Source organism: Thalassolituus hydrocarboniclasticus (assembly GCF_025345565.1).
GTDB classification, from domain to species: Bacteria; Pseudomonadota; Gammaproteobacteria; order Pseudomonadales; family Oceanobacteraceae; genus Venatoribacter; species Venatoribacter hydrocarboniclasticus.
On record NZ_CP054475.1, the window covers coordinates 1,382,038 to 1,404,710 of the forward strand.

Genomic DNA, 22,673 nt, shown 5'->3' on the forward strand with positions numbered 1-22,673 from the left:
CGCGTCAGCCTGAACCTTGTTCAGAGCGGCGGCTTTCAGGGTGGCAGATGAGACGAGCGGGACGGAATCGGGCAGCATAACGTTGATATCGGCCAAGGTTTACGCATCTTTACCCATCTTAGTTCGGCGGCTTCCGTCCCGACAGAGGGATTTTGTATATAATGCCGCGGATTTTTTCGAATAAGGTTCATCATGACCGCCACGTCAGGCTCCACCATTATCGACTTGCAGGCCCGGCAGTTGCTGTGTGAACGCGACGACCGGGTGCTGTTTGAGCAGCTGGATGTTGCGGTTGGCAACGGTGATCTGCTGCAGCTGGCGGGGCCGAACGGCGCCGGTAAAACCACGCTGCTGCGTCTGCTGGCCGGACTGAACCGTGACTATGAAGGCGAGCTGCTGTGGTGCGGTGAACCTCTGACCGATGACTTTTCTGCGTATGCGTCACAGCGTTTATATCAGGGCCATCTGGCGGCGGTGAAAAAAGCGCTGACGCCACTGGAGAACCTGCGCTGGCTGGTCAGCAGCTGGAGCGTCAGCGAAGATCAGCTGTGGGCGGCACTGGATGAGGTTGAGCTGGGCGGTTATGAAGAAACCGCCTGTCAGCAATTGTCGGCCGGCCAGCAGCGGCGTGTGGCCCTGGCGCGTTTATGTGTGGCGCCAACCCCGTTGTGGATTCTTGATGAACCCTTTACTGCACTCGATAAAGCCGGGGTGCGCTGGCTCGAAGGCCGCCTGCAGCGGCAGGTTGAAAGTGGCGGCGCGGTGATTATTACCAGCCACCATGCGCTGGAGAATATCGCCAGCCTGCGACAGCTGGAGCTGGGGAGTGCACGCGCATGAGCCTGGTAACGGCAACCATCAAGCGTGATCTGCTGCTGGCGGCGCGCAATCCCGGCGAGTGGCTCAATCCGCTGATGTTTTTCTTAATGGTGGCGGCGCTGTTCCCGCTGGCGGTTGATCCGGACCCTAAGTTTTTAAGCAAGATTGCCGGCGGCGTGATCTGGGTGGCCGCGTTGCTGGCAACTTTATTGTCGCTGGATGCTCTGTATAAAGCCGATGTGGAAGATGGCTCGCTGGAGCAATGGCTGGCCTCCGGCGAGTCGTTATATGCCATGTCGCTGGGCAAGGCGCTGGTGCACTGGTGTATCAGTGGCCTGCCGTTAACCCTGATGGCGCCGGTGCTGGGGTTGATGCTGGCGCTGCCGGATGATGCTTTCTGGGCACTGATTCTGAGTCTGGCAGTGGGCACTCCGGTACTCAGTCTGCTCGGTGCCGTCGGTGCGGCACTGACGGCGGGTGTTCGCAGCGGTGGCTTGCTGCTCAGCCTGCTGATTCTGCCGCTGTATATTCCGGTTCTGATTTTTGCTGCCAGTGCGGTGTACCATGCGGGCATTGGTATGGCCTGGAACGGCCAGATTGGTTTTCTCGGCGCCATGCTGGCGCTGGCGTTATGTCTGACGCCCTTTGCTTCGGCAGCGGCGTTAAAACTCAACTTATCGCGGTAGTTGTTATGTGGCAGTGGCTTAAACAGCTGTATCACCGTCTGGGTTCACCCAAATGGTTTTATGAAATTACCACCGGCTGGATTCCCTGGCTGGCCGTTCTGTCGGTGATCGGCACAGTCGTCGGTCTGGTTCTGGGGCTGCTGTATGCGCCCGCGGATTATCTGCAGGGCAACAGCTTCCGCATTATTTATATCCATGTACCGGCTGCACTGCTGGCGCAAAGCGCTTTTATGATGATGGCGGTGGCCGGTGCGGTGTACCTGATCTGGCGCATGAAAATGGCGGCCTGGGTGGCGAAGGTGATTGCGCCTATCGGTGCCAGTTTTTGCCTGATTGCACTGCTGACCGGAGCGATCTGGGGCAAGCCAACCTGGGGTACCTGGTGGGTATGGGATGCGCGTTTAACGTCCATGCTGTTGCTGCTGTTTCTGTATTTTGGCGTGATGGCGCTGCAGCAGGCGATGGAGTCTGAAGACAGCTCTTACCGCGCCGGCGCCATTCTGTCGCTGGTCGGTCTGGTGAATATTCCGATTATCAAATACTCAGTGGAGTGGTGGAACACCCTGCATCAGCCGGCCACGCTGAAGCTGACGGAAAAACCCAGCATGCATCCGGACATGCTGATACCGCTGCTGATTATGATTGTTACCACCTATGTGTTCTTCGCTCTGCTGGTGATTCTGCGTACGCGCAATGAAATCTTATGGCATGAACGTAAGCGCAGCTGGGTCAAACAGATTCTGGAGTCCTGATGGAATTCAACAGTGTTAGCGAGTTTCTGGCCATGGGCCACCACGGCCTGTATGTCTGGCTGTCCTATGGTCTGACCGCTGTGATTATTGCTTTAAATGTGGCTCAGCCGTTGCTGCGCCGTCGTCGTTTACTGAAAGAGCAGGCCCAGCGTCTGCGCCGGGAGAAAAAGCATGCACCCCAAGCGTAAAAAACGTCTGACTCTGATTCTGTTTATGGTTCTCGGTGTGAGCAGCGCCGTTGGTCTGCTGATGTATTCACTCAGCCAGAATATCAATCTGTTTATGACCCCGACCCAGATTGCCAGCGGTGAAGCGCCGGTTGGTCGTACTATCCGCGCCGGTGGTCTGGTTGAGCCGGGCACCGTGGTACGCGATAACAGCGGCCTGGGTGTGCGCTTTGTGGTCAGTGATGGCCGCTCGGAAGTGACCATTGCCTACGAAGGTATCCTGCCGGATCTGTTCCGTGAGGGGCAGGGCATTGTCGCCCTTGGCCAGCTTGGTGAAGACGGTGTGTTCGTCGCCTCCGAAGTACTGGCAAAACACGATGAAAACTACATGCCGCCAGAAGTACAGGATGCGCTGGAAAAAGCGCATCAGGACGGTAAACGGGCCTTGGAAGAAGCGAGATACTGATATGGGTAACCTGTCCGGAATGCTGCCCGAATTTGGCCAGCTGGCACTGATTTTTGCCCTGCTGGTGGCTGCTATACAGAGTGTGCTGCCGCTGATTGGTGTGCGCCGTGGTCAGGGCTGGCTGATGGCTTATGCCCGCCCGCTGGCCAGTGCGCAGGCTGTGTTTCTGCTAATCAGTCTGGTGATTCTGGCTTACTGCTTTGTGGTGGATGATTTCTCGGTGGCTTATGTTGCCAAAAACTCCAATACCGCTCTGCCAACGGCTTACAAGATCAGTGCTGTGTGGGGCGCTCATGAAGGCTCGCTGTTGCTGTGGGTAACCATGCTGGGCTGCTGGGGACTGGCGGTTGCCTGGTTCAGCAAATCGCTGCCGCTGGATATGGTGGCACGGGTGCTGTCGATTATGGGGATGGTGTCGGTGGGCTTTATCCTGTTCACCTTGGAAACTTCCAACCCCTTTGAACGTAACCTGCCAAGCATGCCGCACGAAGGCGCTGACCTGAATCCGCTGCTGCAGGATTTTGGTCTGATCGTGCACCCGCCAACGCTGTATATGGGCTACGTCGGTTTGTCGGTGGCCTTTGCTTTTGCTCTGGCGGCGTTACTGGGCGGGCGTCTGGATGCCGCCTGGGCACGCTGGTCACGTCCGTGGACTATGGCCGCCTGGATCTTTCTGACCCTGGGCATTGCTCTGGGCAGCTGGTGGGCTTATTACGAGCTTGGCTGGGGCGGCTGGTGGTTCTGGGACCCGGTTGAGAATGCTTCATTAATGCCGTGGCTGGTGGCCACTGCGTTGCTGCATTCGCTGGCGGTGACGGAAAAACGCGGTCTGTTCAAAAGCTGGACTGTACTGCTGGCTATTTTTGCCTTCTCTCTGAGTCTGCTGGGGACTTTCCTCGTGCGCTCCGGTGTACTGACCTCGGTACACGCCTTTGCCTCTGACCCTGAGCGCGGGGTGTTTATTCTGGCGCTGCTGGGTATCTGTGTCGGTGGCTCTTTGTTGCTGTATGCCATTAAAGCGCCGACCGTGGCGTCGGTGGGCCGTTACAGCTGGGTGTCGCGGGAAAGCTTCCTGCTGCTTAATAACCTGCTGTTGCTGGTGGCGGCCTTTGCCATTCTGCTGGGCACCCTGTATCCGCTGATTATCGACTTTATGGGCATGGGCAAGCTGTCGGTGGGTGCGTCCTGGTTCAACTTTATGTTTGTGCCGATCAGTGTGGTACTGGGGCTGGTGATTGCGCTGGGTGCTATGGCGCGCTGGAAAGCCGATGACCTCAAGCGTCTGGGCTCTGAAACCGTGGCGGCTATGGTTGCCGCTGTGCTGTTGGGCTTTGCCGTGCCTCTGCTGGCTGACGGCACAATGAACTGGAAAGTGCTGCTGGGTATGGGCGTCAGCTTCTGGCTGATTGGTGCCACGCTGGTGGATGTGTGGAAAAAAGCCCGTGGCCGTTTAAGCCGCATTCCGCAGCTGGGTCTGAGCTATCAGGGCATGGTACTGGCGCACCTGGGTGTGGCGATTACCATTATCGGCGTCACTATGGTGGCGAATTACAGCACTGAAGTATCGGTTCGTATGGCCAAAGGCGATTCAGAAATGCTCGGCGATTACCGCTTTGAATTTGTTGATGCCGGCCATGTAGAAGGACCGAACTACGTGTCTGATGCTGTTCGTTTCCGCGTGTATGACGGTGAGCGCGAGATTGCTCTGCTGCAACCGGAGAAACGCCGTTACAACGCCAGCGGTTCGATCATGACTGAAGCGGCGATTGATGTATCGTTGTTCCGCGATCTGTATGTCTCTATGGGTGAACCTCTGGCCGATGGTGCCTGGGGTATGCGTCTGCAGGTAAAACCTTTTATGCGCTGGGTATGGCTGGGGGCGATCTTTATGTCGCTGGGTGGCTTGCTGGCCATGCTGGATAAACGTTACCGCCAGCGTAAAAATGCACCACAGAATAATGCTCAGGCAAACACTGCACAGGAGGTGACCGCATGAACCGCGCGTTCCTGTTTATCCCATTGGTCGGTTTTATTGCCATGGGCATTCTGTTCTGGATTGGTCTGGGTCAGGAGGATAAAACCTCGCTGCCGTCACCCTTAATCGGTAAGCCGTTTCCGACCTTTATTCTTAATACCGTTGAGTCCGGCGAAAGCACCAATCATTTGCCGCAGGAACCGGTGTTGGTGAACGTCTGGGCCACCTGGTGCCCAACCTGTAAAGCTGAGCATGCTTTTTTAAATGAGCTGGCAAAAGAAGGCGTTAAAATCGTCGGCATTAATTACAAAGACGATGATTTTAAAGCCCGTCAGTGGCTCAGCGCGTACGGCAATCCTTATCTGTTTAATATCGCTGATCCGGACGGAAAATTAGGTCTGGAGCTGGGCGTTTATGGCGCACCGGAAACCTTTCTGGTCGACAGCAAAGGGATTATCCGCGCTAAGCATATCGGCGATCTGAATACTGCGGTCTGGGCCAAACTGCAGCCGCAATTTGAGGCGATGCAATGAAGCAAATGTTTCTGTTTCTCTGCCTGTTGCTGCCACTGTCAGCGCTGGCAACGGTCGATGGTTATAAATACCCCTTTGACGATCCTGAGGATGCCGCGCGCTTCGAGCAGCTGGCGCAGGATTTACGCTGCCCGAAATGTCAGAACCAGAACCTGGCGGATTCCAATGCACCGGTCGCGGTTGATCTGCGCGATAAAGTGTATGAGCTGATGCAGGAAGGTCAGAGTGACGAAGAAATTGTCGGCTATCTGGTTGACCGTTACGGCGATTTTGTACGCTATAACCCGCCGTTCCGCGCAGAAACCGTGTTGCTGTGGTTTGGCCCGGCGCTGGTTTTCATTTTTGGTCTGTTGTTACTGGTGCTGATCCGTCGTGGTCAGAAACAACCACCGAAACCACTGAGTGCAGAAGAACAGGCACGTCTGCAGGCATTAAAAAATAAGGCGAAATCTTCATGATCTGGGCACTGTTATTACTGAGTCTGTTACTGCTGATGTTTTTGCTGGTGCCGGTCTGGCACCGGGAAAAAGCCGATGACCGTTATCAGAGTGAAGAAAATCTGCGTCTGTATCAGGAGCGTACCGATGAGCTGGCCGCCAGTGATCTGGACGAAGAGCAGAAGCAGGCTTTGCAGCTGGAGCTGGACCGTGAATTTCTGGCCGCGAACAGCACTGTTGTAAGCGCTCAGACAAAGGCTTCAGCACGCTACCGCTGGCCGGTTGCTGCCGCTTTGTTTGTTGTGTCTGTTGGTGCGACGGTGTTGTTGTACCAGCAGTGGGGAGCAGCCAACGAAATGCGCGCCACTGAGTTGCTGGAAAAAGCCAGTCAGGCTGAACTGACACCGCCGGAACGCAGTGAATTAATCGAGCGTCTTGCCGCTGCCGGACAAAAGCAGCCGGGCAATATTGAATGGAATTATCTGCGCGGCCGCTTGCTGAATGCTAATGGCAACTTTGCTGAAGCCGCAGAGGTTTTTGCTGACATTCTGGTGGTATTACCGGAAGAAGCTACTGCCGATCGTGCTGCCACCATGAGTCTTCTGGCCCAGGCACGTTTTTTTGCTGCTGATCAGAAAGCGGATAACGGCATGTATCAGCTGTTGAAAGATTCGCTTGAGCTGGTCCCGGGCAATCCGCAGGCGTTAGGTATGGCCGGCATGCTCGCGTTTGAATTAAAAGATTATCAGGGTGCGGTTAATTACTGGCGTCAGCTGTGGCTGAGCATGGGTGACACCCCGGAAGCGCAGATGCTGGCGCAAGGCATTTTACGTGCGGTTGAGCATGTGCGTGAGCAGGGCGGCGAGGTCGATTTAAGCTGGATGAAACGCGCTGAAATTAAAGTGCTGGTCGATCTTTCTGCAGAAGCGAAAGCGGCTGTTGATCCGGCGGATACCGTGTTTGTTCTGGCCCGTGCTGTCAGTGGCCCACCGATGCCATTAGCCGTACAGAAGCTGACCGTTGCTCAGTTACCACAGGTGATTACCCTGAGCGATGCCCAGGCGATGGCCCCGGGTATGAACCTGAGCAGTCATGAGCAGGTGACTCTGGTGGCGCGCATTTCCAAATCCGGTCAGCCAATGCCACAAAGCGGTGACTGGCAGGCTGAGCAGTCGCCGGTCAGTAATCAGGAAAAAGAGCTGGTTAAGCTGATGATCGGCAGCCTTGTACCCTGACAAAAAGCCTGATCAGAGCAGTAACAGCCAAAAATAAAAAACCGGGCCATGCCCGGTTTTTTTATGTCGTAACAGCAGAAAGTTACTTACCAGCGGGCGTAGTGGTCTTCGACCAGACCCCAGGCGCCTTCGAGATGAATGCTTTCATCCGGCAGATGAATATCGCCGTGGTACTGGCCAAAGTACTGATTAAAATTGGATGCCATAATCAGCGCATTGGTTTTTTCCTGACGGCGGCCTTTAGGCTCAAAGTGCAGATCAATGCTGCCATCGGCGGAGCGCAGCGCCCAGGAATGATCCGGGTGATAACGGTCAAAACGGAAATCCACCATATCCACTTTAATCATCTTGCCGTCTAACCAGATGGCATTTTCGCTGAAGCCGGTTTCGTTTACCCCGGCGGCGAGGTTAAAGCCCAGACGACGGCCATCGCTCAGGAGGCAGGACAGGCTGCCCCAGTTCCAGAACGTTTCGTGGCGCATAAAACCGCCGGTCCAGTCGACGCCAGCCAGCGCGCCAATGGCCTGCAGATCGTATTTTTTCCCGTGCCAGTCGACCACACCATTACAGACCTGAGCGGTGCTTTTCTGGGTAAATACCCAGCCCTGGTAACCGGCGCGGGTACAGATCGCGAGCGGGTTATAGGAAGTGCTTTCGTCGATGGTGGCATCAATGTGTACGCCCTTGGCCAGTGACACCGATACCTTGCGCACACCCGGAGTACGGCTGGCTTTGATGCTGAATGTATTACCGCCTTTGCGGAATTCAGCATTGCCGTCATTCGGCCGTGGTTCGATATGAGTGTTTTTGCCCAGCGGTTGCAGAAAACTGAATTCTTCGAAGGCTTCCGTTTCCGGATCGTATAAATACAGAAAAGCGTTACTCACCAGTTTCAGATCGACAATGGCAAGACCGACAATTAACTGTGGGCTGATAAAACTGACAAACTGAAACTGATTAAAGCCAAAACGTTTGGCCAGCGCACTGCGCTTACGGTCCATGGGAGAGCGCAGATCATAATCGAGATAGTTCAGCTCGCTGACGCCATCAGGAAAAATGCCAAATGCCGGTTGGCCCTGAGCGTTGATCAGTTGGTCACGGGAAGTCATGCCAGTTCCTTATCGGTTTTTGTTATCAAGCAACCGGATAAAAAGCCGGCACTTTTATTTGAGAATGATGGCGTATTGTCAGCGTTTGCAACGGTTGCGTCCAGTCAGTTAGTGACAGTTCTGATATTCCGCGGGGGCAGTATTGCAGCGTGCGGCGCTCAGTAGAACGCCGCGCGCAGGGTGGCGAGGGTTTCCTGATCCGCTTTGAAGCGCATTTTCAGGTACACGCCTTTGGCGGTGAAATTAGCGGCGGAGAAATCGGTATCGATAAAGCCGGTAAAGTTATAACCCAGTCCGAGCCAGACGTTGGTCTGCGGAATCCAGCCAACCGATACACCGGTACCGTGCGCGGTCTGACCAGCTTCGTAGCTGTGCAGACGACGGCCGTGGGCACCGATATCCCAGGTCGGATTCAGGTGATGACGCCATTCAGCCGCCATAAAGTCGGTGGTGGAGGCGTAATCATCGCTGTTGTACTGATCGAGCACGCGCTTGATACCGTACTGGGCGGCCAGCTGGTTGGCAGGCGTGAACAGCCAGTTGCCGTGTACATTGTTAATCAGTTTGCGTGAGCGGCTTGGCGTGCCTTCGCCGCCTTCAGCCTGCTGCACCCAACGGGTTTGCCAAAGCAGGGCATAAGGGTGGCGGCGCGGGCGGATGGCCAGATCGAAGCTCGCTTCCAGCTGATTGCTGTAACTGCTGCTGCCGTCTTCTTTGAAATAATTCAGGCTGCCACCGGTGGCCAGCGCATCGTTAAGCGGATGGTACAGGCTGGTGCGGGCTACCCATTTATCGCTGTCGCTGCCGTCGCGGTATTCCACACGGTTATTCCATTGCCACAGGCTGGTGCGGTACGACATACCGGCGTGGGTGGCGTGGAAGTCTTCGGTACTGTCTGAGGTTTCGCCCGGTGCATTGGCTTCCAGATTACGCGCCTGATCAAAGCCGAGGCTGACGCTCAGGGCGTCGGTGAGGGCGATTTCCTGAGTCAGGCCAGACACGGCAAACAGACGGTAGGCATCATCCTGCTCAACCTGTTCGATGCTTTGCTGAGCTTTGGCGCCGCTCCATGGGGTGGCACGCATACCCAGCACAGTGCGTTCCGGTGCTGCCGATTCAAACCCGGTTTCATGCTCAGCGAACAGGCTGAGATCATTGGTCAGGCGGTAATCGGCACCAAGGCGCAGCTGGTCGAAGGCATCGCTGCGGGCGCTGGCATTGGCCAGGAGCATACTGTTCAGTGTCAGGCGATCGTTCAGTACGCGGGTACTGAAGCCGGCGGTCAACTGGTCGGTGTACTGGTCTTCAGTTTCGTTTTCTTCCTGTGCGCTGAGCAGGCCGAAGGAGATCTGCTGGTCGTTATCCAGACGGTGTACCCAGTCGAGCTGAGTCTGGTATTTATCGAAGCCGGTGCTCAGCTGCTGATGGTGGAAACCTTCCAGCTGCAGACGGTCGCGGTCGCTTAAGTAGTAGCTGCCCTGTACGCCTTCTTTACGGTAGTCATTTTCACCCTGTGCGGTCTGATCAAGGCCGAAGTTCTCGTCCTGACTGCGTACATAGGCAGTAGCCTGCAGCTGTTCGGTACGGTGTGTAATTTCTACTAAATGCGCGTTAGCGGTTGCGGCGGCGGAGTTCACCACTTCTTCGCTTTGCGCAATTTCGGCTTTGATTTCGGTATCACCCAGAGTGATGCGCGCATCGGCGGCGGTCAGGTGACGGTCATCACCGCTCTGATTCTGGGTAATGGCGGTCACGCCGGCTTTGATGCGCTCATCCAGCAGTTTGACTCCGGCCCGCCCGCCGCTGATATAACCGAGGTCATCACCGGCTTCGGTTTCGTACTCAACCACGATATAGCGCGGATTAAAGTTTTCATCGGTGCTGCTTACCGGCCCTTTGAAGTACAGGGTGCCGTCCTGATAGTCGATAACGTAATCGGCATCACGGTTCAGGTCTTCGCTGCTGATAATGACTTCGCTGCGATAACGGTCGCGGGTTTCAATGCGGATTTTTTCACTGTTCAGCACAATATTTTTATTGCGCAGACGATACAGACCGGAGGTGCCGTCGCCCTGAATTTCATCACGCACAAAGCCATTGCTGGTCTGGCTGGTAAAGGCCGACAGTTCAACCACATCGCCATGGTAGACGGCCTGAGCACCGGTCAGCTTACGGCTGTAACGGCCCAGAGTGCTGTTGTTCAGATCGGTGTTGATGTCACCGAACATCGCGTAGAAGCGCTCACGCTCCAGACGTACATACAGCTTGCGTGCTGAGCTGGCGTCCAGCTGTTGCTGGCTGGCATCACCGTACAGGGTGTAATACCGGTCGGGCTCGATTACGCTGGCAAAAGCTTCGGCTTCCGGCTTGCCGGAGTCATAGGCGGCGGTCAGTAACCATTCACCCAGCACCTGACCCTGAGCAAAGAAGGCAACCCGGCCATCGTGCCAGAGATTGTCGTCGACGCCAGCGGCCTGACGGCTGTTGTGGTCACCATTGCCGCTGTTATAACCGACCGCCAGATCGCCCAGACCGACCAGAATCCAGTCGCGCGGAGCAGGCTTCAGCCACACACGCAGTTCATCTTTCTGGCCATTGGCATGACGGAAGGTCAGTACCGCTTCGCCAGCCTGGTTGGTTGGGGTCAGGCGGATCAGCGCCACACCGTTATCACCTACGCGGTATTGTGGCTGCTGAATATTGCCCAGCGGGTTGCCTTCAATCTGACGGCTTTCATCGTACAGGGTATAAGGTGCCTGAACTTCAACATCGCCAAGAATATTGGCGCGGATCGGGAAGCCGTCTTTATCGGTCAGACGCACAGCAATCGTGGCCGGAGTCAGACCGTCAGCCACGGCATTGCTCTGGCTTTCAATCAGCTCTGCTTTGGCCGGTTCCTGAGCGTACTGCACGGTGCGCTCAAACTGATCGACGATGTCACCGTCTTTATTAATCACAAACACGCTGAAGCGGTTAGGGCCGGGCTGAATATCCACACCGCGCCAGATACTGACCGCCAGATCGCGTTTGCTGTTACGTGTCGTGCCATCAAAGTTCAGCGGGCTGACCGGCTGATCATCCAGCAATAATTTAACGCGCTCACCGGCGCCGTGGGAGATGGCAATTTTTACCGAGCCAATGGCCGGACTGCGATCGAGCGGTGGCCACAGCCACTGGGCCTGATCGGCGGCGGTTTTAAACCAGTGCTCATCAAATTCCGGCATTGGTTGCTCAGCGATAAGAGCAGCCGGATTACCGGCGGCGGTCGCTGGCAGATTGCGGATAAAGCCGGGCAGGCTGGCCTGTACTGAAGCAATCTGCATATCGCTGGCAACGGTCGCCAGACGGATATCCGGATCACCGCTGAGTACTTTGACTTCCACGCGACGGTTTAAGGCGCGGCCGTCACGGCTGGCATTGCTGGCCACCGGCACAGAAGAGCCTTTACCCACGGCGCGGATATTCTGCGGCTCAACGCCCAGCTGTTCGGCCAGATAACGGGCTACAGACGATGCACGGGCTTCAGAAAGTGCCTGGTTATCGGCATAAATATGTTTATTCCGGCGGGCAATCGGTGTGCTGTCGGTATGGCCAACCACCTCAACGGTTAAATTACGCAGGCCGGCCAGACGGTCGATTACGTTTTTCAGATTCGATTTATCTTCCGGTGTTAAAACATCAGAAAAATTATCGAATTTCGGCGGATTAATCGGTTTTACCTGACCATCATCCGGCGGCAGCTGCAACACCGCGGTGGTGCTGGCCGGTTTCAGCTGTTGTTTCGGTTGCCCTTCGATCTGGAAACGGGTAATCGAACGTGTGGTTAAATCACCACTGTCGGCTTTATCGCTGATGATGGCAGAAAACTGCAGCTGGTGTGTCCAGTCGGCCGGTTTGTCGCCGAGTTTATAAATCAGGGTGCCATAAGAAATCTGCGGATCTTCCCATGGGACATTATCCAGTACGCTGCTGCCGGGTTCGTAAATAACACCGTCGGGCAGGGCGATCATCTGGATAACGTTATTCACTTCCAGACCGTTACCTTCGACGTCAACGGTGAAGCGCAGTTTTTCCGGTACCGGCGAGTTGTAAGGCAGCTGACCATTTTGCATGGCCGCCAGCGGCACCAGCTGATGACTTAAACGCTGACGGATTTCGCCGCTTTCCGGAGTTTTCATTTTCAGCGCAAAATCAACGCGCCAGAAACTGCCACCCTGCACATCGACGAACTGACTGAATGCACGGCCGGCGTGGAAACCGCGCTCATCGCAGCTGACCACTTCCATATAAGGTGGAATGGTGGCGGTATCCAGCTGCACCACGTGGGTGCCCGGACGGACGTTTTCGATATGCCATTCACCATTGGCATCGGTGACGACATAGGTGCCGTCTTCCATAAACAGACGCACATTGGAGACGGCTTCGGCATCGAGATTACCGTTACAGTCGTCGAGGTAGACGCGGCCAAACAAACGCGCACTGTCTTTAAAAAATTCGTCGGCGATCTGTACCTGAGCCTGGGCAATATTACTCTGCACTTCATCATCAACCAGCCAGGCTTTGTTGATTAATGCGCCTTGTGCCTGGGCGGTAATCTGGGTGACGTACGTCAGCAGCAGTGAGCCGTTCGCATCGATATCGGGCAGGGCAAAAGTCAGCTGGCGGCCGTTGCTGCTGATCACCGGGTCGGCAATTTTTTCATCGTTAATACGCACAGAGCCATTGCGCAGACGCATTCCCAATGGCAACTGGTCAATAATATTGGCGCCTTTGACGGCCACCTGAGCATTATTCAGGCGAATGCTGAACTGTACAAAATCACCAATGCCGGCTTCGTTTTTACTGGCGGTCTTACTCAGTAATACACCACCTTCAAGCGGGTCGGCGGCGATGTCGGAAATAAATACCCGGCCGCCCGCCAGACTGAACACTTCGCCGCGGGAAATGGTATTCAGTTCGAACGGACCATTCGGCACATTATTCAGATCGTTACTGTCCAGCTGCGATGGTACGCGGTATTTTGCCGGTGCTTCAAACTGCAGCTGGTAATTTCCGGCCGGCACATAAGGGAAACGGAAGCTGCCATCGGGGAAGCTGTTGGCATCGCGGGCCAGAGCGGCAATGCCTATCGACTGGCGCTGAACTTTAGGGCCGGTGACAACACTGGCAGGCCATGGGGTAACGCCATCATCGTCAAACACGGTGGCAGGATTACCGGTATCGGCATTAATTAAGGTAACGGTTACGCCATTAACCGGTGCGCCGGTTTGTGCATCAAAGATGCGGCTGTATGGGTCAAAGCGGGTATTCAGCGTTACTGTATCGGTTACGTCGCTGCTGTCCTGATAACTGATGGTGGCGTTCTGACCATAGGATAATGACAGGGCACAATCGTAATTCACGTTATTGTTGTCGCTTAAACGTGTCGGCAAAACGCCAACAAAGATACCGGTATTGTCGCCGGTTTCGGTTAAGCGTAAATGTTCGGTGTCTGAACCATTGCTGTTGCGGACATCGATTTCAATCTGGTCGGGGCGGGCTGAATTCAGATTTTTATCCAGCTCCACCACCTGAATAATTAAAGGCTCACCAATTTTAAAACCGTATTCGACGGCATTCAGCTGGTAGCTGCCAGGCAAAGACTGTGCATTGCCGGATAAATCGGTAAAAGCGGTTAATGCAGAAAAATTACCGCTGCTGTCGGCACATTCACTGCCATTAATAATGGTGCCGGAAGCGGATGATCCGCCGTTGTGCAGTAGCAGCATCTCGGCCGGAGTCGGAGCGACGGCCGCCGGATTAATTTCTTCAGTAACCAGTGTTGCAGAACTGCTGACACTGTCGGTTAAACCATTGCTGCGTTCAAAAGAAGCAACAGCGGTATTAGTAATGGGAGTATTGGCCGGGGTAACCGCGGCCAATACCTGCTGACTGAGCAGCAAACAGCCGGCAACGGCAAACGCCAGACAGCCGCGAACGGCGGTCTTACGACCGCGGTTCAACAGTTGAGTGCGAATGCGTTGCAGGCTGTTCTGCATGATCAGTCGACCGTCACAGTAAAGGTGATAGTGCTGGTATATTTCGCCGGGAAGGTGGTGTAGGTCGCTTTAATTACACCGCCGTCGTTGAATGGCAAGGTTTCCGGATCCTTGTAGGTCAACGCCGCATCGATACCGTCACGCACTACTGCTTTCGCGTCAAAGCATGCGAATGCAGTGTTGTTGCAGTAAGTAGTGTTGGCCGGGATGGCATCGGCAATATTAACGTCAGTAGCGTTCTCACTGCCCAGGTTGGTCAGGTGAATGGTGTACTGAACGGTTGCGCCGGGAATGGCTTTCGGACTTGCCGCTTCGTTAATCGGATCCCAGATCACTTTGGATTCTTTAAGGAAACCATTTTTGTTTGGATTGGTAGGATCAGTCGGATCAGTGACTTCGAAATCCGGGAAGGCCAGGAACAGGGCGTCCCATGCCGATTCGGTAGCATTACCGATTTCAGATTCGTTATCACCCGCTTGTGCGTCGTCAGCAAATACAAACTGAACGGTATCCGTGTCGGCCTGACCAACATTGTCAGTAACAGCAACAGGGTCGGTTTCACCAACAACAGTCACTTCGCTTGCGGTTGCTGTTAACTGTACGGCGAAAACATCTTGATCCACACCTTTGATTTCACTGGTTGGAATCAGAACCCAGACCAGTGCTGTGGTGTTGCTGGCATTTCCGTCTTCATTCAGAGAGATATTACCAGTCAGTTCGGTTGCCGGAGCGGCAGCACCAGCAGCACTGCTGTACAGTTTAAAAAGGTTGCTTACCGGATCTTTGGTATCAGCCAGCGAGGTGTAATCTGTACCGGTAAAACCCAAGGTCGCAGCACTGGTGCCGTCACCATTTACCGGTGTAAGGGCGAAAGTAGTTGGCGCGTTGGTGGTGTTGGCCAGATTAAATTTACCCATCACGTAGTATTTGCTGCCAGCAACATCAATTTCAGCTGATGCATTTGGCGCTGCAATATCAGCACGTGCCAGGTTAAAGTCGATTTTTACGTCGACCTGCAGTTTTTTCTCAGCTTTTACTTCAGTTTGGGAGACGTTATTAACTTTGTAGTTAAGCGTCGCAGTATTTACGATTTCAATACCGGCTTGTGTCGCCGCCTGAGCCCCAAAACTTACGAGGCCGGCGAAGGACATAGCAGCAGGCAGAATCAGTTTTTGTATGTTCATACAGATTCTCCGGGTTATTTAATACGAACTTTAAATTCCACTTTACCGCTGGCTCCGGCTTCGACCGGCTGAGTCAGCATCCAGCGGATGTGGCTGTAGTCTTCCGCTTTTGCCGCACGGGTAGTGCCCTGTGCAGTGACGGTCAGTTCGCTGGCTTTGCCAAAGTTCTGACCACCGTCAACGGAATAGGTAATGGTGCTGTTGGCACCGGTTGCACTGTTGGCGATGTAGATCGTTTCGGCAGGAACCGGGTTATTGATTACAACGCCTTCAGCGGCTTCCTTGCCGTTATTGTTGTAAGAGATGCGGTAACCGACTTTATCGCCGGGTACTACTTTCTCAGGTGTTTGCCACTCTTCCACAACGCTGCCGTCGGCCTGTTGCACCGCAACGATTTTAAAAGCCTCGGTGGTCAGGCTTACTTCGGCCATTGCCAGAGCAGGAAGAAAAGCAAATGCGAGCAGAAGAGTGCGCATAAATACCTCGTTATTAATCGATGGTGGCGGTGAACTGGATGGTGTAATCGCCGGCTGCTGCCTGATTACCCAAAACAAAGGTCACACGGCCGTTGTTGCCAGCATTGGCGTCATAACGGCCCGCATCCGGATCGGCTGCAGAATCGGTGTTGGCTGAGGCATTGGTGGTTGTCAGCAGGGTACCGGCCAGGTTGCTGTTTGCCAGCAGCAGGGAGCCTGTGTTGTAAGTCAGGTTCGCTGGCAGCTCATCGACGATGCGCAGGTTATTAACCGCAGCGGTTACCTGAACCAGAATCTGATAGGTCACCACACTGCCTGGCACTTTTACGCTGCCCAGAGTTGGGTGCTCGGTCGACAGAATGCTTTTGGTGATAACAACCAGACCGGCGGTTGAGGTTACTTTATAGCTGCTGGCTTTGATTGCACCGCCAGCATCATTGGCCAGTACCGCATCGGTACCGCCATCGCCCTGACCTGCAAGTACCTGACCCTGTATCCCCGTCGAGGCACCTGGGGTCGCAGAGGTAACGTTAAAGGCGATATTAGCGGTATCGTCGATTCCCTGGGCAGCCGGAATATCAACCACAACAAAGACTTTGGTGGCCTGTTCCGGAGTCAGGTTAATATTGGTGACTTCACTTTCAGTGCCCTGAAATCCTGGTACATCGTCATCCAGATAAATCTTAACGTTGGTAACATCGAACGCATCGCCGGTACCGTTGCTGACGGCCAGGTCGAATGATTCATCACCGTTACCGGTATTTGTGATGGTGTATTCAATAACCTGAGCAGTGCTGCCAGCCTGAACTTCCAGTGCATTGGTAACGCTGCTGGTCACTGCAACGTCGATTTTTTCCTGCACAACAAATTCCGTCGTGCTGCTGACGCTCAGCTGTGAAGTTGCATCGGCTGGTGCGTAGTACGTTGCTGTTGCGGTGTTTTTAATCTGGGTGCCGACAGAGGTCGCCGCCCAGCCACTTGCCGAGGCAAGCATACCTGCGAGAAGCAGGGACGTGCGTTTAATGGTCTGCATGGAATGCTCCTTATTGGACCTTTACTTTGTAGCGAAATTTGAATTCCGGCTGGCGGGTGCCAGAGGCGTTTTCCGCCTGACTTGCGACGCCAGAAAAAGGAAGGGCTGTGCTTTTAAGAACGGCCGGCTTCAGGCCGGAGAGGGCTGCAGATATTTTCGTCAGGGATCTGGCAGGCTGTGCCTGGTGGCAAATTGCGGAAAAAAAGGCGTGCGGAATGCTTCCCGTACGGCAAAAATTCCGGAACTTGTTAATCGTTGTAAAATTAAACAAAGCCTGTTTGCTCAAAGTGTAATCCGTACCTTTGTCTTAAAACGTTCTGCCTTATGTTTCACGGAGGCATCTTAGGTAGGGCATATGGTTGAGTCAATTTGCCGGCAGGCACCAGACGGGCTTTAAAACTGTGATGTAACACACTGTTTTTAGAGAATAATTTTCGTTTACTTAAAAAGTGACATTTTTCTTCATGTTTGCCTGCATTGCAGGAAAGAATATTAAAAAAATACTACTCATAACTGTCGTTTATGAGTGGAATGTGACAGAAATTGTCACCCGCACTCACCCCTTCAGTTGGCCGTAACCATTTGTAACAAAAAGAGTATTTTTGTGACATTGATATAAATATTTATAGCTGAGTGTCAATTTTCTTGTGAATAGGTCTGTTAATTCGTCAGAAAATTTTTGTTTGCAGCGGATTGGTAAGTAAATCGCTATCTTCTGTAACTATAAATATCCGCAGATCCGGAAATGCTGAATGCTGGGTGGCGCCGTGGTTTTAAAATTGCGCAGTGCTTTATGTGCCGGAATGATTCTGTCTCAGCCTCTCAGCCTCTCAGCCTCTCAGCCTCTCAGCCTCTCAGCCTCTCAGCCTCTCAATCTCACAATCCCTCAGGCTTGGCAGTGCCATCTCTGGTCAGCCAGGCGTTCTGATCCCCGGCCGCCAGTGGCCGCAGAGAAGGAGCTGCAGAGAAGGAGCTGCAGAGAAGGAGCTGCAGAGAAGGAGCTGCAGAGAAGGAGCTGCACTTTGATTGGATTCAGTTCAGGCATAAAAAAACCCGGCAAGAGCCGGGTTTTTTTATTACCTCAGATACAGATCAGAAGCTGTATTTGGCGGTAAAGTGCAGGCGGTTCAGATCGCCTTCATTTTTGGTAGTAGATACCTTTTCCAGCGTTGCCATGCTGTATTCCACACCATAGGTTACTTCTTTGGTTGGGGAGTACATCAGGTTCAGACGGGTGCTGCTTGATGATTCAACACGTCCTGCAGCGATAGCATCATCATCGTAGTCAGCGTCCAGCATGGAATAGGCGATGGTGCTGCGCATCTTATCGTTCCAGAAGTGGCGATAAGCAACAAAGGCTGCGTTAACTGTGGTTGCTTTAATGTCGCCACTAGCATCGACGATGGCATCCTGAGCTGCTGCAAGACCTACGTAGCGGGCAACATCACCGGTGGTGTAGCTGAACTTCAGATCATCGGCGCCGAGCTTGACCATACCGGACAGGCTTACACCGAACCCATTAGCTGTTTCATCTACGCCATTCTGTAAACCATCCTGTACTGCAAACTGACGGGCAATTGCGGCAACGGTAAAGGCATGATCACCGGTCTTCAGGTTGTAACGGGCAACGATATCAGGCAGGCCGGAATCATCGGTAGTCAGTGTGCCCGGTGCTCCTGGAGCGGCAGGTGCTGTGACAAGGGTGGTTTCCGGGTTTTCCAGAGCAAACTGGAAGTCACCCATGGTGTAGCGGATCTGTGCCTGACGGTTAAATACGGTACCGTCACTGACACCGAGGAAGTCCACGGTTTCCGGCAGAGCGCCGACGTTCATAAAGGTGGACCAGGTCTGACCAACGGTCAGATTATTATGGGTAAAGAACGCATGACGCAGACGTGGGCTGTAGGAGTTGGAAACAACTTCGTTACCCTGAGCTGAACCAAGAAAGTCCATTTCTACAAAACCGGTTACCTTGTCACCGCTGTCGGTGGTGGTTACGGTTTTGAAGTTAATTCGGGAAGATTTGGCGCTGAAGTCGACACTGCTGGTTTCTTCGCCGGTGCCGCCGCTGGTTGGTGTGGCTGACGGTACATAGAAATCACGGCCCAGACTCGCTGCGCCAATATCACCATCGGAATAGGTGCTCATCATGGCGTCCATCTTGATATAGCCGCCATAGCTGAACTCGGTATTTGCTGCCTGAACAGCCATCGGCAGGGCCGCGGCCAACAGAATTGCAGAAGTCTTACGCATGTCGCTCTCCTTATTATCATAGTTGTGCCTGCTCACTATGGTGCACAGTTTCTGTGCGACGAAATTAGCCAAAGGTCGAAGCTGCGAGGCGTTAAGTAGAAGTACTTACTAACTCTCTGCTGAACTACGGATCAGCATCAGCGCTTTACAGCAGCAGCGGGAGCTACAGTTCCGGGGCGTATACAGACTGGCGGGAGAAGAATCTTCCAATGTGATTTATACCGTTAACTCCAATGATCATTCTGCCATGGCATTACGTTATTCATTCGGGACAGGCACAGGTGTATATCCGGGCTGATATTCAGATTGAGCAGTTTTTCTTTAGATATCAGCAAGATAACCAAACAAGAAACACTGGTTCAGGATTCCGTTCGGGGGTATTAAACAGATACCGGTATTTTTATCCCGGCCATTTTCGGGAAAGCGGATACCGGGTTTTGACCGGTCTCTGGCAGTAAGCCGCAAAGCAGGTATGAGCAGCGACGGCAGATAGCCTGTAAATCCCGGCCAGTGGCTGTTTTTTCCAGCGATAGACCATTGTCTAATTTGGGGAAGAGCAACCGGTCACTCAATATGAGTTCAAGATAGACATTGCCGCCGAGCACTAGCGAGCTTTAAAAATAATCACTTAGGGAGAACGCTATGAGCGACCAGAAGGTTTATCCAGTCAAACCGGAATTTGCTGATTCCGCCTGGATCAACAACGAAAAATATCTGCAGATGTACCAGCAGTCCGTCATTAATCCGGAAGGGTTCTGGCGTGAGCAGGCAGAACAGCGTATTGACTGGATAAAACCTTTCACCCGTGTGCGCAACGTATCCTTCGACGATCACAACGTTGATATCAAATGGTTTGAAGACGGTACGCTGAATGCGTCAGCCAACTGTCTGGATCGTCATCTGGAAACCCGCGGCGATCAGACTGCCATTATCTGGGAAGGCGATGATCCGGGTCAGGATCGTCACATCACCTATAAAGAGTTGCATGAAGAAGTTTCCCGCTTTGCCAACGCGCTGCGTGGTCAGGGCGTACGCAAGGGCGATATCGTCTGCATTTATATGCCGATGATTCCGGAAGCGGCGGTGGCCATGCTGGCCTGTACCCGTATCGGTGCCGTCCACTCGGTAGTATTTGGTGGTTTCTCGCCGGATGCTCTGGCCGGCCGTATTGAAGACAGTAATGCCAAAATCGTTATCACCTCCGATGAAGGTGTGCGTGGTGGCAAGAAAGTGCCACTGAAAGCCAACGTGGATGAAGCGCTGACCAATCCGGCGATCCGCTCACTGGAAAAAGTGATTGTGGTTAAGCGTACCGGCTCTGATGTCGCCTGGCATGCGCATCGTGATGTCTGGTATCACGATCTGGTGAGCCTGGCTTCTCCGCATTGCCCGGCAGAAGAGATGGGCGCTGAAGATCCGCTCTTTATTCTTTATACCTCCGGTTCTACCGGTAAGCCTAAAGGTGTGTTGCATACCACCGGTGGTTATATGGTGTGGGCCTCTATTACTCATCAGTACGTTTTTGATTATCACGATGGCGATATTTACTGGTGTACCGCCGATGTGGGCTGGATCACCGGTCATACCTATCTGCTGTACGGACCGCTGGCTAATGGTGGTACAACCCTGATGTGCGAAGGTGTGCCGAATTATCCGGACATCAACCGTTTCTCGCAGATTGTGGATAAACATCAGGTCAATATTCTTTATACCGCTCCAACCGCGATCCGCTCGCTGATGGCCGAAGGCGCGAAAGCTGTTGAAGGCACGCACCGTGAATCCCTGCGTCTGCTGGGTTCTGTGGGTGAACCGATTAACCCGGAAGCCTGGGAATGGTATTACCGTACCATCGGTGAAGAGCGCTGCCCGATTGTTGATACCTGGTGGCAGACCGAAACCGGCGGCATCATGATTACGCCGTTACCGGGTGCTACCGATGCTAAACCAGGCTCAGCAACCCGTCCGTTCTTTGGTGTACAGCCTGCACTGGTGGATAACTCCGGTATGCTGCTGGAAGGTGCGGTTGAGGGTAATCTGGTGATGATCGACAGCTGGCCGGGTCAGGCCCGTACGGTATACGGCGATCATGAGCGTTTTGTGCAGACTTACTTCTCTACGTTCCGTGGCATGTACTTTACCGGTGACGGTGCCCGTCGTGACGAAGATGGTTACTACTGGATTACCGGTCGTGTGGATGACGTGATCAACGTATCCGGTCACCGCATGGGTACCGCTGAAGTGGAAAGTGCGCTGGTTGCACACCCGAAAGTGGCTGAGGCTGCGGTGGTGGGTTATCCGCACGATATCAAAGGTCAGGGTATCTACGTCTACGTCACCCTGAATGCCGGCGAAGAATCGAGCGAAGAGCTGGTAAAAGAGCTGCGTAACTGGGTTCGTTCAGAAATCGGCCCGATTGCGGCACCTGATCTGATTCAGATTACCCCGGGACTGCCAAAGACCCGTTCCGGTAAAATCATGCGCCGTATCCTGCGCAAGATTGCCGCCAACGAGCATGACTCTCTCGGTGATATTTCCACACTGGCTGATCCGTCGGTAGTGGACTCCCTGATTGATAAGCGTCTGAATCGGGGATAATCAGCACGGATGAGCAAGTCATCATCAGGTGTCTGACAGAGCTGCCCAGAGATTTCTCTGGGCAGTTTTTTGCATTTTTACGGTGGACACAAGCATCTGCTGATAAAATGTCGCACAATAACAAAAGACGGCGGTAAAACCGCTCAGCAGGATTCTCCGGAGGGGACTATGCAGCTCGCACAAAAAATCATCATTGCCGATGACCACCCATTATTCCGTACCGCAATGCAGCAGGCGGTTAAACAGCTGGTGCCTGATGTCACAATTGAACAGGCAGAATCTCTGCCGGAATTGCAGCAGGTCGTGGAGCAGCATAAAGATGCCGATCTGATTCTGCTGGATCTGCAGATGCCGGGAGCACACGGTTATTCCGGACTGGTCTTTCTGCGCTCACATTATCCGGAAATTCCGGTGATTGTTGTGTCGGCCTGTGAAGATCCGGCCATTATGTGTCAGGCGATCGACCACGAAGCCTCGGGATATATCTCTAAATCCTCACCGCTGGAACATATCGCCAAAGCGATAGAAATGGTGCTGCAGGGCGATATTTATCTGCCCGATGCCGCCCGTCGTCATCAGCATCAGCCAAACCAGAATGCGCTGGATCTGGCCGAACGTCTGGCCAGTCTGACACCACAGCAGTTCCGCGTACTGACCATGATGTCTGAGGGTATGCTGAATAAACAGATCGCCTATGATCTGGACGTCAGCGAAGCCACCATCAAGGCACACGTAACTGCGATTTTCCGCAAACTGGGTGTGCGCACCCGGACTCAGGCGGTTATTTCGGTACAGAGTCTGGATTTTGAAAAGCCGGATGCCTTAATGGCGACTCAGGTCTGATCATTCAGAGGTCCGCTAAAAACGGATAAACATGATAAAAAAAACAGGAGCATGGCTCCTGTTTTTTTATTG

The 22,673-nt window shown here is 53.7% G+C and carries 18 protein-coding genes; 11 read left to right on the top strand and 7 right to left on the bottom strand.

Features of this window, described 5'->3' with window-relative positions:
• The first annotated feature begins 192 nt into the window (after positions 1-192).
• Genes ccmA through ccmI form a run of 9 tightly spaced genes read left to right on the top strand, consistent with a single transcriptional unit; the run spans position 193 to position 7,070 of the window.
• Positions 193-840, top strand: coding sequence for a cytochrome c biogenesis heme-transporting ATPase CcmA (gene ccmA, locus HUF19_RS06135; RefSeq protein ID WP_260998959.1), 648 nt, complete (start codon positions 193-195; stop codon positions 838-840).
• Entirely contained in the window at positions 837-1,505 is a 669-nt protein-coding gene (gene ccmB / locus HUF19_RS06140; RefSeq protein ID WP_145469381.1) for a heme exporter protein CcmB, read from the top strand. Before ccmA ends, ccmB begins: the two co-directional genes overlap by 4 nt.
• A 5-nt stretch (positions 1,506-1,510) precedes the next feature.
• On the top strand, positions 1,511-2,257 hold the full coding sequence (locus tag HUF19_RS06145; RefSeq protein ID WP_260998960.1) for a heme ABC transporter permease: 747 nt from the start codon (positions 1,511-1,513) through the stop codon (positions 2,255-2,257).
• Complete coding sequence (ccmD, locus tag HUF19_RS06150) at positions 2,257-2,445, top strand: heme exporter protein CcmD (RefSeq protein WP_145469383.1); 189 nt, start codon at positions 2,257-2,259, stop codon at positions 2,443-2,445. The genes HUF19_RS06145 and ccmD overlap by 1 nt, the downstream gene beginning before the upstream one ends.
• Complete coding sequence (ccmE, locus tag HUF19_RS06155) at positions 2,429-2,890, top strand: cytochrome c maturation protein CcmE (protein WP_260998961.1); 462 nt, start codon at positions 2,429-2,431, stop codon at positions 2,888-2,890. The genes ccmD and ccmE overlap by 17 nt, the downstream gene beginning before the upstream one ends.
• Before the next feature lie 19 nt (positions 2,891-2,909).
• Positions 2,910-4,886: a heme lyase CcmF/NrfE family subunit gene (locus HUF19_RS06160; RefSeq protein WP_260999475.1), complete on the top strand. Its 1,977-nt coding sequence runs from the start codon at positions 2,910-2,912 to the stop codon at positions 4,884-4,886.
• Positions 4,883-5,398 carry a DsbE family thiol:disulfide interchange protein gene (locus HUF19_RS06165; RefSeq protein WP_260998962.1) on the top strand — a complete coding sequence of 172 codons (516 nt, stop codon included), beginning with the start codon at positions 4,883-4,885 and terminating at the stop codon, positions 5,396-5,398. Before HUF19_RS06160 ends, HUF19_RS06165 begins: the two co-directional genes overlap by 4 nt.
• Complete coding sequence (locus HUF19_RS06170; RefSeq protein ID WP_270049442.1) at positions 5,395-5,856, top strand: cytochrome c-type biogenesis protein; 462 nt, start codon at positions 5,395-5,397, stop codon at positions 5,854-5,856. The genes HUF19_RS06165 and HUF19_RS06170 overlap by 4 nt, the downstream gene beginning before the upstream one ends.
• On the top strand, positions 5,853-7,070 hold the full coding sequence (gene ccmI / locus HUF19_RS06175) for a c-type cytochrome biogenesis protein CcmI (RefSeq protein ID WP_260998963.1): 1,218 nt from the start codon (positions 5,853-5,855) through the stop codon (positions 7,068-7,070). Before HUF19_RS06170 ends, ccmI begins: the two co-directional genes overlap by 4 nt.
• Before the next feature lie 86 nt (positions 7,071-7,156).
• Here ccmI and HUF19_RS06180 read toward each other — a convergent pair whose 3' ends face one another.
• From HUF19_RS06180 to HUF19_RS06210, 7 genes are all read right to left on the bottom strand, one after another.
• On the bottom strand, positions 7,157-8,179 hold the full coding sequence (locus tag HUF19_RS06180; protein WP_260998964.1) for a DUF2804 domain-containing protein: 1,023 nt from the start codon (positions 8,177-8,179) through the stop codon (positions 7,157-7,159).
• 158 nt (positions 8,180-8,337) lie between these two features.
• The gene (locus HUF19_RS06185; RefSeq protein ID WP_260998965.1) at positions 8,338-14,217 is read right to left on the bottom strand and encodes an OmpA family protein; all 5,880 of its coding nucleotides are present in this window, start codon (positions 14,215-14,217) and stop codon (positions 8,338-8,340) included.
• Between the two features lie 2 nt (positions 14,218-14,219).
• Positions 14,220-15,401: a hypothetical protein gene (locus HUF19_RS06190; RefSeq protein WP_260998966.1), complete on the bottom strand. Its 1,182-nt coding sequence runs from the start codon at positions 15,399-15,401 to the stop codon at positions 14,220-14,222.
• Between the two features lie 14 nt (positions 15,402-15,415).
• A complete protein-coding gene (locus HUF19_RS06195) occupies positions 15,416-15,877 on the bottom strand; it encodes a hypothetical protein (protein WP_260998967.1) in 462 nt (153 codons plus the stop codon).
• A 13-nt stretch (positions 15,878-15,890) separates the two neighbouring features.
• The gene (locus HUF19_RS06200; protein WP_260998968.1) at positions 15,891-16,910 is read right to left on the bottom strand and encodes a hypothetical protein; all 1,020 of its coding nucleotides are present in this window, start codon (positions 16,908-16,910) and stop codon (positions 15,891-15,893) included.
• A 10-nt stretch (positions 16,911-16,920) separates the two neighbouring features.
• Positions 16,921-17,196: a hypothetical protein gene (locus tag HUF19_RS06205; RefSeq protein ID WP_260998969.1), complete on the bottom strand. Its 276-nt coding sequence runs from the start codon at positions 17,194-17,196 to the stop codon at positions 16,921-16,923.
• A gap of 806 nt (positions 17,197-18,002) precedes the next feature.
• Positions 18,003-19,163 (bottom strand): DcaP family trimeric outer membrane transporter, encoded by a 1,161-nt coding sequence (locus HUF19_RS06210; RefSeq protein WP_260998970.1) that lies wholly within the window; start codon positions 19,161-19,163, stop codon positions 18,003-18,005.
• Positions 19,164-19,805: 642 nt separating this feature from the next.
• Here HUF19_RS06210 and acs point away from each other — a divergent pair.
• Both acs and HUF19_RS06220 read left to right on the top strand, forming a co-directional pair.
• A complete protein-coding gene (acs, locus tag HUF19_RS06215) occupies positions 19,806-21,758 on the top strand; it encodes an acetate--CoA ligase (RefSeq protein ID WP_260998971.1) in 1,953 nt (650 codons plus the stop codon).
• A 168-nt stretch (positions 21,759-21,926) separates the two neighbouring features.
• Complete coding sequence (locus HUF19_RS06220; protein ID WP_260998972.1) at positions 21,927-22,601, top strand: response regulator transcription factor; 675 nt, start codon at positions 21,927-21,929, stop codon at positions 22,599-22,601.
• Positions 22,602-22,673 lie beyond the last annotated feature (72 nt).

Excerpts from the sequence above, each read along its gene's own strand:
- HUF19_RS06190 (WP_260998966.1), bottom strand. The coding sequence starts at position 15,401 with ATGAACATACAAAAACTGATTCTGCCTGCTGCTATGTCCTTCGCCGGC.
- HUF19_RS06185 (WP_260998965.1), bottom strand. The coding sequence starts at position 14,217 with ATGCAGAACAGCCTGCAACGCATTCGCACTCAACTGTTGAACCGCGGT.
- HUF19_RS06160 (WP_260999475.1), top strand. The coding sequence starts at position 2,910 with ATGCTGCCCGAATTTGGCCAGCTGGCACTGATTTTTGCCCTGCTGGTG.
- HUF19_RS06210 (WP_260998970.1), bottom strand. The coding sequence starts at position 19,163 with ATGCGTAAGACTTCTGCAATTCTGTTGGCCGCGGCCCTGCCGATGGCT.
- HUF19_RS06170 (WP_270049442.1), top strand. The coding sequence starts at position 5,395 with ATGAAGCAAATGTTTCTGTTTCTCTGCCTGTTGCTGCCACTGTCAGCG.
- ccmD (WP_145469383.1), top strand. The coding sequence starts at position 2,257 with ATGGAATTCAACAGTGTTAGCGAGTTTCTGGCCATGGGCCACCACGGC.
- HUF19_RS06200 (WP_260998968.1), bottom strand. The coding sequence starts at position 16,910 with ATGCAGACCATTAAACGCACGTCCCTGCTTCTCGCAGGTATGCTTGCC.
- HUF19_RS06145 (WP_260998960.1), top strand. The coding sequence starts at position 1,511 with ATGTGGCAGTGGCTTAAACAGCTGTATCACCGTCTGGGTTCACCCAAA.
- HUF19_RS06165 (WP_260998962.1), top strand. The coding sequence starts at position 4,883 with ATGAACCGCGCGTTCCTGTTTATCCCATTGGTCGGTTTTATTGCCATG.
- HUF19_RS06195 (WP_260998967.1), bottom strand. The coding sequence starts at position 15,877 with ATGCGCACTCTTCTGCTCGCATTTGCTTTTCTTCCTGCTCTGGCAATG.
- ccmE (WP_260998961.1), top strand. The coding sequence starts at position 2,429 with ATGCACCCCAAGCGTAAAAAACGTCTGACTCTGATTCTGTTTATGGTT.
- HUF19_RS06180 (WP_260998964.1), bottom strand. The coding sequence starts at position 8,179 with ATGACTTCCCGTGACCAACTGATCAACGCTCAGGGCCAACCGGCATTT.
- ccmB (WP_145469381.1), top strand. The coding sequence starts at position 837 with ATGAGCCTGGTAACGGCAACCATCAAGCGTGATCTGCTGCTGGCGGCG.
- acs (WP_260998971.1), top strand. The coding sequence starts at position 19,806 with ATGAGCGACCAGAAGGTTTATCCAGTCAAACCGGAATTTGCTGATTCC.
- HUF19_RS06220 (WP_260998972.1), top strand. The coding sequence starts at position 21,927 with ATGCAGCTCGCACAAAAAATCATCATTGCCGATGACCACCCATTATTC.
- ccmA (WP_260998959.1), top strand. The coding sequence starts at position 193 with ATGACCGCCACGTCAGGCTCCACCATTATCGACTTGCAGGCCCGGCAG.
- ccmI (WP_260998963.1), top strand. The coding sequence starts at position 5,853 with ATGATCTGGGCACTGTTATTACTGAGTCTGTTACTGCTGATGTTTTTG.